This window comes from Spongiibacter sp. C9W (assembly GCF_057370015.1).
The window spans coordinates 1073401-1086299 of record NZ_CM170672.1 but is presented as its reverse complement, the minus strand read 5'-3'; the positions used below and the strand labels follow the sequence as shown (position 1 = coordinate 1086299).

Here is a 12899-nt window from a genome sequence, read left to right as displayed (position 1 = left end):
GTGGATGCAATAGTCATCCACTAAGCAAATAACAACAATGACGCGGACAATGGTTATGCGCCTTTTATTGCAAACGGGTATTGCGCTCGGCCTGGTCACTTTCTCGTTGAGCGCCGCCTCGTCAACAATTCAGCTAGCGTCGTTGGAAACACTTGGCGAACTCAGTCTCGAAGACCTAATGGATATCGAGGTGGTCTCGGCTTCGCGGCGGGCGGAGCCGTTGCAAGATACCGCCGCGGCAGTGTTTGTGTTGGACGCGGAGGATATTCGCCGCAGCGGCGTGCGCACACTTGCCGAGGCCCTGCGCTTGGTGCCAGGGCTGCAGGTAGCAAGGGTTGATTCACATAGCTGGGCGGTAACCGCTCGCGGTTTCAACAGCACACTTGCCGATAAGCTCGAAGTATTAATGGACGGTCGCAGCTTATATACGCCGTTATTTTCCGGCGTATTTTGGTATACCCAAGATACTGTGATGCGCGACATAGAGCGCATTGAGGTTATACGTGGCCCCGGCGCTGCGCTATGGGGGGCGAATGCTGTCAATGGCGTGGTGAATATCGTTACGCGCTCAGCCAAGGACACGCTCGGAGGGTGGGTTGCCGCGGGCGGCGGTGGAAACTATCGAGGCTATACCGAGGCGAGGTACGGCGATGAGTTTGCTGGCGACGGTTTCTATCGTGTCTATGCCAAAAGTCAGTGGCACAGCGAACAGCAGGCTGCCAGTGGCGGGGATAGCGGTGATGAGTGGGTACACCGCCAAGCGGGATTTCGCACTGATAATAAATTATCGGATGCGCTGCGCTTAACCGTTCAGGGTGATGCCTACCGCGGCCACGTGGCTGTGCCGACAGGGGGCAAGCAAGAATATCACCGCGGCGAAAACCTGATCATGCGTCTAAGTCAGCAGCATGCCGGTACGGCGAATTCAGAATACCAACTCGTCTATGATCGCAGCGCTTTTAACAATCGACTGAATTTCTCTGAGCAGCGACGCCTGCTGGATTTCGAAGTGAAGCATAATCGCCAGATCGGGCAGCGGCAGGAGCTGGTGATCGGCGGTGGCTTTAGGTTTAGTCGCGATCATATCGGCGATGTTAACCCCTTTCTCACCGACTTTAGCCCTCGCAAGCGCGAGGACGAAACCTATGATTTGTTTATCCAGGATCAAATCAATTTTTTAAACAAGCGCCTGCGCCTCACTCTGGGCGCTAAACTCGAGCACAACGATTACAGTGGCGATGAGTTTCAACCAAGTATTCGGGCTCGCTATAAAATTAATCCCGACAGCACCGTATGGGCAGCCTGGTCTCGGGCGGTTCGTATTCCCAACCGTCTGGATCAAGATGTCTCGTTTTCGGGTGGCTTTTTCGGCGGTGATCGCAGTTTCCACTCCGAGGAATTGACGGCGCTGGAGGCGGGGTATCGTCAGCAGTTGAGCGGCAGTTTGTCCATAGACATCGCCGGCTTTTATAACGAGTACGAGGAGCTGCGTGGACTCACTGATGACCTGACTAACCCTCAGACGCCGCCACCGATATTAATCGATAATATTGGCAGCGCGCACAGCCACGGTGTTGAGCTGACCGCGCGATGGCGAGCAAGAGCAAACATCGAGTTACTGACCAGCTATCGCTATTTCGACCTAGATGCCTCCACTCCGCCGGGCAGTTTGGATCAGTCTATTGCCGATGCCGATGCCAACGATCCCAGTCATCAGCTGAAAACGCGCCTGGATTGGGATATCAATGATCGCTGGTCGCTGTTCCTTGCGGCACGATGGATTGGCCCTCTGGATGATCAAAATGTTGATGCCTACGCGGCAATTGATATGAATGTAATGTGGCGTATCAACGACCAGCTCGAAGCGTCTGTGCGCGTGAGTAACCTCAATGACGATGCCCATGCGGAGTTTGGTGGCGGCGTAGAGATACGGCGCAGTGTGCAAGCGCAATTGAGCTGGATGTTCTAATGATTTGGGGCAGGCGGTTCTGTGCAATAGCTTTGGTGTTGGGCCTGGCCGGCAATGCGTTTGGGCAAGGCCTGGAGCAGCGCGTTAAGGCGGCGTATCTGGTTAACTTCACGCGCTTTATCAGTTGGCCCCCAGCGGCGATACGGGGTGGCAAGGAGGCAATTGATATATGCGTGGTCGGTGACCGCGACATTGCCATCGCGCTTTCCGCATTAATCAAGTCGAAATCGAGCAATGACCTCGGCATACGCAGCCGATTGATACTCCTCCCCGAAGAGAGCGAGGGGTGCGAGGTGCTATACCTCGCTGATAATAGCGGAGAGCTACAGCGCTACTGGCTGCAAAAATTACCCCAGGACCACATCTTAACCATCGCCGATAACGGCGACTTTATCGATGCGGGCGGCATGATCAGTTTTGTTATCGTGTCGGGTAAGCTGCGCTTTGATATCAATCAGGCCAATATCCACCGCTCCGGTATGTCGGTGAGTTCGCGGCTTTTGAGCTTGGCGAGAACGGTGCGCCGCTCTGCTGCGAAGGGTAGTTCCTGATGCTAAGGGATTTGCCGATACAGCGAAAAATACTGGTGTCGATTGTCGGCACGGTCACGATCGTGTTGGTGATGATCGAAACGGTTTTCGTGCTGTATAACTGGTTTAGCGTGCGGGAAACCGTCCAGAAGAATTTGCTGGCCGTTGCAGAGGTTTTTTCGCTCAATACAACGGCGGCAATGAGTTTTTCAGACTCGCAGGCCGCTGAGGAAATATTGTCATCGCTGCGTGGCATGCCGGAAATCCATCGCGCGTGTTTGTATCAAGGGGAAACCAAACAAGCGCAGCTATTTGCCAGTTATGTGCGTGGCAGTGATGCCAAGGACTGCCCGCTAAGCCTGTTAGACGTGAAGGCCTCCAAGCTGCAGGTGCTTACAGTGAATCGCGATGTATGGCTCGGCAGCGAGCGCCTTGGGCGCCTGGTGATTGAACGTCAGCTATCCGACCTTTGGGCAAGTACCCGCCTCGATATTATGTTGCTGCTGCTTATGCTTCTGCTCAGTGTGGGTATTGCTTTTGTTATATCCAATACTTTACAGAAACTCATTGCCGGGCCGATTCTTGCGTTGCTCGATACCACGCGAAAAGTGTCGCTGTCGGGTGACTATAGTTTGCGCGCCGACAAGCATGGCGACGATGAAGTCGGAGAATTAATCGATGGCTTTAATGTCATGCTCTCTCACATTGCCACCCGTGATACCGACTTGGCCAGAGCGAAGGAAGAGCTGACGCTCCGTATACATCAGGCCGATGCGGCGAATACTGAACTTCGCAAGGCCGTAGAGGACTTGAACCGAACACAGAAACAGTTGGTCGCCACTGAAAAAATGGCCTCACTGGGTGGCCTGGTGGCCGGTGTGGCGCATGAGGTGAATACCCCCGTTGGCGTGAGTGTCACGGCCGCGTCGACGCTGCGCGCCGAGAGTATAGAAGCGGAGCAGGCCTACAACGAAGGGAAATTGACCGGCAGTGGTCTGAAGCATTACTTCGAACACTGCATGCAATCCACCGAGATTATTCTCAATAATCTACGCAGAGCGGCAGACTTAGTGCACAGCTTTAAACAGGTAGCGGTGGATCAAACCAGCTTTGAACGCAGGAAATTTAATCTAAAAAGCTATTTTGATGAAACCCTGCTGAGTCTGCGACCAAACTTGAAGAATACGCAGATCGCTGTAGAAATAGACTGTGAGGCGTCACTGGAAGCCAACTCCGTGCCTGGCGCGATCTCGCAGATATTTACCAACTTGTTGATGAATTCCCTTATGCATGCCTTTCCAGGCGGTGAAGCCGGCCGCATACGCGTGGTGGTAACCGAATGCGACGGCGATATTGAAATCTGCTATAGCGATGATGGCTGCGGTATGGATGAAGAGGCGCGAGAAAAGATTTTTGAACCGTTTTTCACCACCAAGCGCGGCGCAGGCGGGAGTGGCCTGGGCATGCATATTGTCTTTAATCTTGTCAGCCAACAGCTGAAAGGGCAGGTTGAGGTCTTGTCTGCCTTAGGGGAAGGAACTGAGGTGCGTATTCGTTTCCCGTCGGGTCTTTAAATATCTAATTTGGCCTTAGAACCGATAACTCAGCGCGAGCATCGCGATAGGCAACAGGTTCAAGTCATCCAATTCCTTTTCAACTTCGCGCTGTTCGGCTGCCACTTCCTCTCGACATTGCTGGTTGGTGTTGCAGCTTCCCGTCGAGCGAATCTTAACGTTGGCGTCCCCGAGGTAGGCAACGCCCACGTCGGCGCTGAAGTGAAAACCTTGCCCGGTAGCTCTGGACCAGCCAATACCGAGGTAGGGGCTCACCGGTTCGAAGTCGATGTTGGTAATAACATCTCCGAGTATCGCGGGCGAAAAGCGGCTGTTGCCGAACTCACAGTTTGTGGTGCCAGGTACGGGAGAGTTTTCTTCGCAGCGGGTAATAACCTTGGCAGAGCTGTTGTTAATTAATATGCCTGCACTTACCCGAAACCATTTGCCACTGGGGTGCCAGTCGGTCAGCAGATAGGCATTGCGCAGATCGACGTCGCTTTTGTAGCTGAGCTCATCGCCCTCAATACCGTTGTTGTCATCCCCTTCGAAGTCCAGTTTAAAACTGCCGTACAAGGCGCCACCGCGAATGCCAAATTGCGGGGAAAAGCTGTATCCAAGCTCCGCGCCACCGCCAATCGTTGAAGCCTGTAGGCGCAGCGATGTGTCGGCGAGCGCAGGCGTGCTCACGGCCAGGCAGAGTAGTGCTGAGGTGGTATATCGACGTAGATGCATGTTTCCTCGCTGTATATTCTGGCTTGGCGCTTCCACCCATTCGGGTGGTGCTGCTCGGGTCCAGCCTAGGTAGGCTTCAGGGACAAGTAATTCGAATAATTAAACAGGATAGTCAAAATGTTGCTTAGAGACAAAGTCGTCATTGTGTCGGGTATCGGCCCGGGCTTGGGACAGGAGCTGGCCCTTGAAGCCGCGCGCCAGGGAGCAAAAGTGGCGATGTGTGCCCGCACGGCCAGTAAGCTCGATGATGCTGAAGCCCTGATTCGCAGTGAGGGCCTGGACAATGCGGTATTGAAGGTGGCTACCGATATTAGTGACCGCAAACAATGTGCAGAGCTGGTTGCCAAGACAATTGCCGAATTTGGCCGTATCGACGTGTTGTTTAACAGTGCCTACAACCCCGGAAACTTTGGGCCTATCGCTGAGGCAGATTTGGACAGCTGGCGAGACGCCATGGATGTGAACTTCTTCGGCACCATGGGGCTGACGCTTGAAGTCGTGCCGCAAATGAAGAAGCAGGGCGGCGGCGCGATCGTGATGATCAACACCATGGTAACCCGCAAACCCATGCCGACTCAGGGCGGCTACGGCGCCTCCAAGGCGGCGCTTGCCAGTGCAACCGCTCACCTGGCGCTAGAACTGGGGCCTGACAATATTCGTGTGAATTCGGCCTATATGGGCTGGATGTGGGGGCCGTCGGTCGAGGGCTATTTCCAAATGAATGCAGAGGCTGGCGGCCCCAGTGTCGAAGAGCAAAAAGCTGCTGTAGCCGCCAATATCCCGCTGCGCCGTATACCCGATGACGGCGATTGCGCCAAAGCCGCTGTGTTTTTGGGGTCGGAGTACTCCCGAGCGCTGACCGGTGCCGCGCTCGATGTAAATGGTGGCGATTTCTTGCCACATTAAACCGCTGCGAGGATTTAGTGCGCTATAGATGAATTCCATGCGGTCAGCGCTTAGAATCGAGGCTATTGCATCACAATGGCCTCGATCTTCTATGTCTGAGATTTCTATCTCGCCGCGTATGGACGCTCTGCTGCGCGCGCTCTACGGCGGCACTTTGGAAACGCCCCCCTGGCAGGCGTTTCTGGATCAGCTCAGGGACGCCTTGGGCGGTAACTATGCGACCTTGCTGCTGCGGCCGCCGAATGAGCACGACCCCGGCGTGATACTCAACGCGCTGGTGGTTTCGCCGGAAATCTATCGCGCCTACAACGAGACCTATTTTGCCTTAGACCCCTTTGTGAATCTTCCCGATGGCGATGTCGTCACCGTGGCTGAGTACATGTCGGCAGAGGAGTTTGAGGCGTCCGAGTACTATCAAAATTATATAGAGCCAGCCAATGTGCGGCACATCCTGGGTGCCGATTTATGGCACGGTGAGGAGCTACTGGCACGGCTGCGCGTCACGCGGCCAGAGAGCCGCGAAGATTTTGGCGCGCGGGAAAAGGCCCTGTGCAAGCAACTGCTGCCACATATTAAACAGGCGGTGCAAATCCACTCCCGGTTACGTGAAAGTGAACGCGAGCGAGTGCTGTATGCCAATACCATCGACAGTTTGTCGGTGGGCGTGATTACCCTGGATGCCAACGGCGATAGCTTAAATAGCAACCCAGTGGCCGAGCGCCTGTTAGCACAGGGGCGCGGTGTCGCATTGCAGGGAGGACGCCTGAGTTTTGAAAATCGGCGTGAGCAGCAAGACTTCAAAATGCTACTTGGCGAGGTAATACAGGCGCATCACCAGCGCGAGGCAGGCTGTGTTCGCGCCTTTCGCCTTGCAGGTGCCAGCTCATTGAGTGGCTTAAGCCTGCTGATACGACCCCTGCCGCACAGTGACCACGGTGGTGAGCGGCGTCCGGCCGTAGCGGTGTTCATTAGTGACCCCATGGCACCGCGTCAGGCACCCAGTGATGTGTTAATCGAACTGTTCGGTTTAACACCTGCAGAGTCTAAATTGGCGGTGCGACTGGTTAACGGGCAAAGCCTGGACGAGGCATCGCTCAGCTTAAATATTTCTCGGAATACGGCTAAATCGCATCTCAGCTCGGTGTTTTCGAAAACCGGCGTCGCGCGGCAAACGCAGTTAATTCAGTTGATTTTGAATAGTGTCGTCACGCTGGCCGGCGAGCCGGCCAGCGATCGTCACGACTAGCTGGCGGGCGCTTTTTTAGCGGCTGCCTTTTTGGCTGCGGCCTTTTTAGCGGGTGCTTTTTTTGCTGGAGCTTTCTTAGCAGCGGCTTTTTTGGCGGGTGCCTTTTTGGCTGCGGCTTTTTTAGCAGGGGCTTTCTTTGCCGCTGGCTTTTTAGCGGCCGCTTTCTTAGGTGGGTTTTTCTTGTCGAAGTCTCGCGCAGCATCGCGGGCAGCCTTAGCCAGAGCTTTGGCACGCTGATAGTCAGCCTTTAAATCCTGCATTTGTTCGCGGGCCATAATGACCAGCGCCTTGGCGTCCACCTCAAGCTCGCGCGCAGAGTCCACGGCCTTGTGAGCGCGCTCCATCTGACGCTGTATGCGAGCATCCATATTTTCCTTGGCTTTCTTTTGCAGCTCGCGCAGCTTTTCCTGCTCCTGGCGAATTTTCGCTCGCGCTTTTTCAGTTTGCGCCTTAGCGCGCTCCAGTGCTTTATCCGCGTCGGATATTAAGCGGTCGCGTAGCTTTTCTACTTTATCTTCCAGAGATTCAATCTCCCGGTTGATCAGCGCTACAGGGTCTAGTTTTTGTTTAGCCATGCTTTCTGACTCCGTCATAAAGTGTTGGGGTACGTCGCGAGCAGGAAGTCTGTTCGTTGGCTTAACATAGCAAATTTCCTGATAATGAACAGAGTAATGCAGCGAATGAGTGAACAAATTATGAACAAGTCACAGAGCGATGCGATAGAGGCAGCGGTTTTTCGCCGCTTGCTCGAGCATTTGGACGGCCGCAAAGATGTGCAAAATATCGACTTAATGAACCTGGCGGGTTTTTGCCGTAACTGTTTGTCGAAGTGGTATGCGGCTGCAGCCGAAGAGCAGGGCATAGAGGTGGATTACGACGCGGCGCGCGAAAGAGTCTATGGCATGCCGTATTCGCAATGGAAATCGAAATACCAAAAAGAAGCCAGCCCCGAAGCGCTGGCAGCGTTTAATAAAGAGCAGAAGTAGCAGCGCCTAGAGGCCCCCATTGGGGATAAAGCGATTGCGGCTATTTGCGCGAATCCAGCGCAGTGTCTCAACAGATAGCTTTTCACCGCGTTTGCGCAACACTTTGTTGATCCAAATGGCGGGGGATTCTGCGCCAGCTTCCCAGCCGCTAATCCGCTCTTCGGCAACAGTGAAGAAGCGAATGAGTGCCAGTAGCTCAGCGTTGTCGAAATCGGCCACAGCGAGTTGCCAGGGCTCAGCGGGTAGTCGCATGACGGTGCTATAGCGCTGCTGCTCCTCCTCAGTGAACGGCGAGGGTAGTGTTGCCAGGGACGCGTCGTCGCTCAGTGCTATACAGCGCTCGAGAAAGTCTCGATCAATGGTGATAGCGGCTTTTTCAGAGTCCGGGGTCCAACTGCCAATACTCATTGCTACGGCATTCCTTTTTAATTCAACGTGGGTGGTGTGGCGCACAGTATACCTCACTACCATGAGTGACAAGCGCAAGCTGCTCGCGTAAAGTCTGTATGTTTGTACAGTATTTGGCTTAAGCGGGTTTTCTGCGCCATGGTGTCGGTGCTCAACACGAGAAAGATCATTCATTGCGACTGCGATTGTTTTTACGCTTCGGTGGAGATGCGTGATGACCCGCGTTTGCGCGGTAGGCCGATTGCCATTGGTGGCAAGGCCAGTCGGCGCGGCGTGATCGCTACCTGCAACTATGAGGCGCGCGCCTATGGTGTGCACTCGGCAATGCCGACTGCAACCGCATTGCAGCGTTGCCCGCAGCTGATTTTGGTCCCGCCGAATATGGATAAGTACCGCCATGTTGCTGCGCAGATTCGTGAAATATTTAGTCGCTACAGCGAGCTGATCGAGCCGTTGTCCCTGGATGAGGCCTACCTGGATGTCAGCGAGTCGCCGCATTTTCAGGGCAGCGCCAGCCGCATTGCCGAAGCGATCCGGCAAGCGGTAGCCCGCGAAGTGGGAATCACCATTTCCGCGGGCGTTGCACCGAATAAATTTTTGGCGAAGATTGCCAGCGACTGGCAAAAACCTGACGGGCTTACGGTGATACGGCCCGATCAGGTCGATGACTTTGTTCGTGCGCTGCCGGTAACCAAGATTCACGGCGTCGGCAAAGTGATGGCGACGAAGTTGGCGGCACTGGGCATCGAAACCTGCGAGCAGCTGCAAGGGTGGAGCGAGCTGACCTTAGTGGAGCGTTTTGGTCGCTTTGGGCGACAGTTATATGGTTATGCGCGCGGTGTGGATGCGCGGCCGGTAAAGGCCGAAAGGCAGCGCAAATCGTTGAGCGTTGAGCGCACGTTTGCCGAGGATCTGTCGCCAGGGGAGGCCGCGGATGCAGCACTTGCTCAACTCATTGACGAGTTACAGCGGCGTTTGCAGCCACATAGTGAACAGGCTATCGCGGGCGCGTTCGTTAAGTTGAAGAGCAGGGAATTTAAGGTAACCACCATCGAATTGCGCCAGGAAGGCAAGCTTGACCCCGCCTGCCTGCCACCGCTGATGATACAGGCCTGGGCGCGATTGCATTCCCCGGTTCGCTTGATTGGTGTGGGTGTTCGTTTCGCCGCGCCGGTAGAGCAACAGCAGCTCAGCCTTTTCTAGCGACGGCGGGCGCCGGCGCGGTACTGATAAGATTGCGTTGTTTGTATTCAGGCTTCGCCAAGGCGTCTGCTGTAGGCTGACGCGCCTGTTTGGCCATCGGCGCCATAGGTGCGCAGGGCGGGGCTGCCCAGCCCGAGGATGTGCATGGCCTGTTCATTGTAATCTTGCTGTCGACTAAGCAGGCTGCCGATACGCTCATTCAGATCGCGACAGCGGCGCAGGCTCTGAGTCACCTCCGCAGACATCGCCCGCTCTGGCTGCTGCTGTTGGCGCAGTCGCTCGAGCGTCTCTAATTGCTGGCAGCAATCCATTTTTTGTTCTGCAAGCTCGCGCAGGCGGTCGGCGTCGCCGTGGTCGCGCAGCACTGCCAACTCTTCGTTTAACAGCGCTTCAAAGCGCTGGCTATGGGCCAGTAACTGTTGCTCGGTATCGGTCATCATGCGCTAGGATCTGTCAGTCGTTCCAGGTCGACAAAGGCCTTTGCCACCTGTTCGCTGTCGACAGTGAACTCACCGTTGCGAATGGCGGTTTTAATCGCCTCCACTTTTTGGCGGTCGATACCGTCGCTGCCGGCAATTGCGGTTCGAGCGCGATCAACCAGGCTGCTATCAGCCGCTGGTGTGCTTGCCGATTCGAGCGGCGACGTGGCACCGGCATCCGCGGCGTTGGTCGCGCTTGAAGACGGGTTATTGTCGAGCCTTCTTGGCTGGCCGAGTGGGCCGCCATTAATTCGATCGACCATGATAATTCCTCATTACATTGGCGTTGATGGTATGCCTTATGACAGTTAACGGCAGCTATCGATAAAACTTTAGCTTTTTTTTATTCGATTCGTACCGTATTACCACTAATGACAATACCTTCTAACTGTTTGCCTGAACTGATATTTTCCACCCGTATTCGAGCACCCTTCGCCGCGTCTTGCAGGGCACGGCCCTTCATGCTGACGTTAATGGCAGTACTGCGGCTAATGAGCTTGAGCTCTTGTCCTTTCTTTATCATCGCTGGGGCCTCCAGCATATTCGCGGTGATAACCGCGCCCTGGGGAATACTGCGTCGGCTGAGCATTCCCTGACCACCAAGGCCCTTTTGGTATCCGTATGACAGACTCGATACATCGCGCTCTGTCCAAGTGATATCCGCTTCAGTCACTCGCTGGCCGGCAGCGATAGGGTGCTTGCTCACCATGACCTTAGTGAATGCCGCGATCGTTACCGGCAGGTACACCTTCCACGCCTTAACACCTTCGCAGCGCACGCCCACCGTCGTGCGCCGCCGGATGGTCGCGCCTGGCGGCAAAAAGGCCTGTAGTCGCTGACTACATTTTGCCAGACGGGTGCGCGGGTCGAGTTCGCCCACGGTGATACGGGTGTTCTCATTTTGCCAGGGGTGGCGTTTGGCAATGAACTGGCTGGCAGTAGCGCTAATACGCTGCGCTGACTCCACGCCAGCGTCTGCCAGAGTGCTCGGGCAGACGCTGCTCAGGAGAGCGATTGTGATTGCTGCGCGCCAGATCATGACACCTTATTCCCTCACTATTAGTTTGCGGCGCCAAGTTTTTGTCGGCGCGGGGGCTTTATGAGTTAAGCAGCAATTGCTATGCCAGTTTTGCGAAATAGAGTGAGTGTTAGAAGGCGTGACAAAGACTTGCCGCTCGCCGGTAGAACTGGCGGCAAGGGCTTGCCGAAAAACCGACGGTTTGTTGGCGCCGGTTTTATAAGTTGTTGAAAAATATAAGAATAAAAAAGTGGCACGCGCTTTGCGTCGGACATGTCGAACGCCAAAGGCTTTGCGCCTTTATCCAGTGTATCGGCAGCGCAGCCCATAACTTTAGCGAGACAGATTTATGGCGATTAATTTTGATAAGGCACTCGGTATACACCAGCAGGCACTGCTGCTTCGCCAGCAGCGTACCGAACTGCTGGCCGCCAATATAGCCAATGCTGACACGCCCGGCTACAAGGCACGCGATATCGACTTTAAACAAGCACTGGGCCAGGCAGCGCAGGGCCAGCAGTTATCGCTCAGTCGCAGCAATGCGGCGCATATTACCGAAGCGGTCGCTCCAGCGGCGGGGCAGGCGCCGGTGATGTACCGCATGCCTCAGCAGCCCTCAGTCGACGGCAATACGGTGGAGAGCCATGTAGAGCAAGCGGCATTTGCCGATAACAGCATGCGCTATCAGGCCACTATGAGTTTTCTGAGTAGTAAGTTCTCTGGAATTAAATCGATTCTTCAGGGAGGTCAATAAGCGATGGCGAATCCCCTTGATATTGCCGCTGCGGCGATGAACGCGCAAATGCTGCGTTTGAATACCACCGCCAGCAATATGGCAAATGCGGATACTGTGGCCAGCAGTGAACAGGCTGCCTACCGCGCAAAACAGCCGGTTTTTGCCACCGTGCTGGACCGCCAGCAGGGCGTCGCCGGTGTCGAGGTTGTGGGGATTAGCGAGAGCAATGCCCCTGTTCCCAAGCGTTATGAGCCGGGCCACCCAATGGCAGACGAGCAGGGCTATGTCTACGGCTCCAATGTGAACACCGTTGATGAAATGGCCAATATGCTGTCCGCCTCCCGTTCATACCAGAACAACGCCGAGGTGTTTTCCACGGTGAAGACCCTGACCCTGCGGGCCTTGCAGCTCGGTAAACAGTAGGAACTGAATGATGGAATTGCGAACGCTTGAACAATTGCAGCAGCAGAGTGCGGCGAGTACGGCAAAAAAAGAAGCCTCCTCGCTGGGGCAAGACGACTTCATGAAACTGATGCTGCAGCAGCTTAAGAATCAAGACCCGTTTAAACCCACCGACAACACGGAGTTTATCAGTCAGATGGCGCAGCTAACGTCGGTGAGCGGCATCAGCGAGATGAATGACAACCTGGCTGCACTGACGAGTTCGCTGTACGGCGGTCAATTGCTGGATGCGTCCTCGCTGATCGGTAAAGAGGTGCTGGTCGGCAGTGATGTTGTCGCCCTGCCATCAGAGGGCGCGGTAAGCGGTCAGGTAACACTGCCGGTGAGCACGCAAGCGGTCGATGTCGAGATTTTGGCGCCCTCGGGTGAGGTGCTGGGCAAGGTGGCGTTAGGACCGCAGACGGCGGGACCGGTGTCGTTTCGTTGGGATGGTAGCGGCCTGGACGGCGAGCGTTTGCCCGCAGGCAATTATGTAATTCGCGCGCAATACCTGAACGGCAACAGTGTAGAGGCCTTGCAAACGGATATTCGCAGCCCCGTACGCAGCGTGAGTTTGCCCAGTGGCGGCGGTAGCCCCACGGTGCAAATTGATGGTGTCGGTACGGTCTCGATGTCGCAAATAAAGGAAATTAGCTAGGCGCTTCGGCGCATTCATTGATCAATTCGCG

At 55.1% G+C, this 12899-nt stretch carries 16 protein-coding genes; 10 read left to right on the top strand and 6 right to left on the bottom strand.

Annotated elements, in window-relative coordinates:
* Positions 1-55: 55 nt before the first annotated feature.
* Genes AC2Q8J_RS05255 through AC2Q8J_RS05245 form a run of 3 tightly spaced genes read left to right on the top strand, consistent with a single transcriptional unit; the run spans position 56 to position 4073 of the window.
* Entirely contained in the window at positions 56-1969 is a 1914-nt protein-coding gene (locus tag AC2Q8J_RS05255; RefSeq protein WP_486452306.1) for a TonB-dependent receptor plug domain-containing protein, read from the top strand.
* Positions 1969-2520 (top strand): YfiR family protein, encoded by a 552-nt coding sequence (locus AC2Q8J_RS05250; RefSeq protein WP_486452305.1) that lies wholly within the window; start codon positions 1969-1971, stop codon positions 2518-2520. The genes AC2Q8J_RS05255 and AC2Q8J_RS05250 overlap by 1 nt, the downstream gene beginning before the upstream one ends.
* Positions 2520-4073 carry an ATP-binding protein gene (locus AC2Q8J_RS05245; RefSeq protein WP_424142586.1) on the top strand — a complete coding sequence of 518 codons (1554 nt, stop codon included), beginning with the start codon at positions 2520-2522 and terminating at the stop codon, positions 4071-4073. Before AC2Q8J_RS05250 ends, AC2Q8J_RS05245 begins: the two co-directional genes overlap by 1 nt.
* Before the next feature lie 15 nt (positions 4074-4088).
* Here AC2Q8J_RS05245 and AC2Q8J_RS05240 read toward each other — a convergent pair whose 3' ends face one another.
* A complete protein-coding gene (locus tag AC2Q8J_RS05240; RefSeq protein WP_486452304.1) occupies positions 4089-4787 on the bottom strand; it encodes a hypothetical protein in 699 nt (232 codons plus the stop codon).
* A gap of 117 nt (positions 4788-4904) precedes the next feature.
* Between AC2Q8J_RS05240 and AC2Q8J_RS05235 the strand changes: the two genes are divergently transcribed.
* Entirely contained in the window at positions 4905-5693 is a 789-nt protein-coding gene (locus tag AC2Q8J_RS05235; RefSeq protein ID WP_027872900.1) for an SDR family oxidoreductase, read from the top strand.
* Positions 5694-5784: 91 nt separating this feature from the next.
* A complete protein-coding gene (locus AC2Q8J_RS05230) occupies positions 5785-6939 on the top strand; it encodes a helix-turn-helix transcriptional regulator (protein WP_286837673.1) in 1155 nt (384 codons plus the stop codon).
* Here the strand turns inward: AC2Q8J_RS05230 and AC2Q8J_RS05225 are convergent.
* A complete protein-coding gene (locus AC2Q8J_RS05225) occupies positions 6936-7514 on the bottom strand; it encodes a hypothetical protein (RefSeq protein ID WP_486452303.1) in 579 nt (192 codons plus the stop codon). The genes AC2Q8J_RS05230 and AC2Q8J_RS05225 overlap by 4 nt on opposite strands.
* Positions 7515-7619: 105 nt before the next feature.
* Between AC2Q8J_RS05225 and AC2Q8J_RS05220 the strand changes: the two genes are divergently transcribed.
* Complete coding sequence (locus tag AC2Q8J_RS05220; RefSeq protein WP_445655109.1) at positions 7620-7925, top strand: DUF1244 domain-containing protein; 306 nt, start codon at positions 7620-7622, stop codon at positions 7923-7925.
* Positions 7926-7931: 6 nt separating this feature from the next.
* On the opposite strand, the gene AC2Q8J_RS05215 is transcribed toward AC2Q8J_RS05220, so the two are convergent.
* Positions 7932-8333, bottom strand: a complete 402-nt coding sequence (locus AC2Q8J_RS05215; protein ID WP_486452302.1) for a hypothetical protein — start codon at positions 8331-8333, stop codon at positions 7932-7934.
* A 102-nt stretch (positions 8334-8435) separates the two neighbouring features.
* Between AC2Q8J_RS05215 and dinB the strand changes: the two genes are divergently transcribed.
* Positions 8436-9536: a DNA polymerase IV gene (gene dinB / locus AC2Q8J_RS05210; protein WP_486452301.1), complete on the top strand. Its 1101-nt coding sequence runs from the start codon at positions 8436-8438 to the stop codon at positions 9534-9536.
* Between the two features lie 47 nt (positions 9537-9583).
* Here dinB and AC2Q8J_RS05205 read toward each other — a convergent pair whose 3' ends face one another.
* The 3 genes from AC2Q8J_RS05205 to flgA form a co-directional block, all read right to left on the bottom strand.
* Positions 9584-9976 (bottom strand): flagella synthesis protein FlgN, encoded by a 393-nt coding sequence (locus AC2Q8J_RS05205; protein WP_286837677.1) that lies wholly within the window; start codon positions 9974-9976, stop codon positions 9584-9586.
* Positions 9973-10278: a flagellar biosynthesis anti-sigma factor FlgM gene (gene flgM, locus AC2Q8J_RS05200; RefSeq protein WP_486452300.1), complete on the bottom strand. Its 306-nt coding sequence runs from the start codon at positions 10276-10278 to the stop codon at positions 9973-9975. The genes AC2Q8J_RS05205 and flgM overlap by 4 nt, the downstream gene beginning before the upstream one ends.
* 80 nt (positions 10279-10358) lie before the next feature.
* On the bottom strand, positions 10359-11054 hold the full coding sequence (flgA, locus tag AC2Q8J_RS05195) for a flagellar basal body P-ring formation chaperone FlgA (protein WP_486452299.1): 696 nt from the start codon (positions 11052-11054) through the stop codon (positions 10359-10361).
* A 328-nt stretch (positions 11055-11382) separates the two neighbouring features.
* Here flgA and flgB point away from each other — a divergent pair, with 328 nt between their 5' ends.
* Genes flgB through AC2Q8J_RS05180 form a run of 3 tightly spaced genes read left to right on the top strand, consistent with a single transcriptional unit; the run spans position 11383 to position 12868 of the window.
* Positions 11383-11787 (top strand): flagellar basal body rod protein FlgB, encoded by a 405-nt coding sequence (gene flgB / locus AC2Q8J_RS05190; RefSeq protein WP_204996955.1) that lies wholly within the window; start codon positions 11383-11385, stop codon positions 11785-11787.
* A 3-nt stretch (positions 11788-11790) separates the two neighbouring features.
* Complete coding sequence (gene flgC / locus AC2Q8J_RS05185) at positions 11791-12192, top strand: flagellar basal body rod protein FlgC (RefSeq protein ID WP_286694804.1); 402 nt, start codon at positions 11791-11793, stop codon at positions 12190-12192.
* 7 nt (positions 12193-12199) lie between these two features.
* A complete protein-coding gene (locus AC2Q8J_RS05180; protein ID WP_486452298.1) occupies positions 12200-12868 on the top strand; it encodes a flagellar hook assembly protein FlgD in 669 nt (222 codons plus the stop codon).
* The last annotated feature ends 31 nt before the right edge of the window (positions 12869-12899 follow it).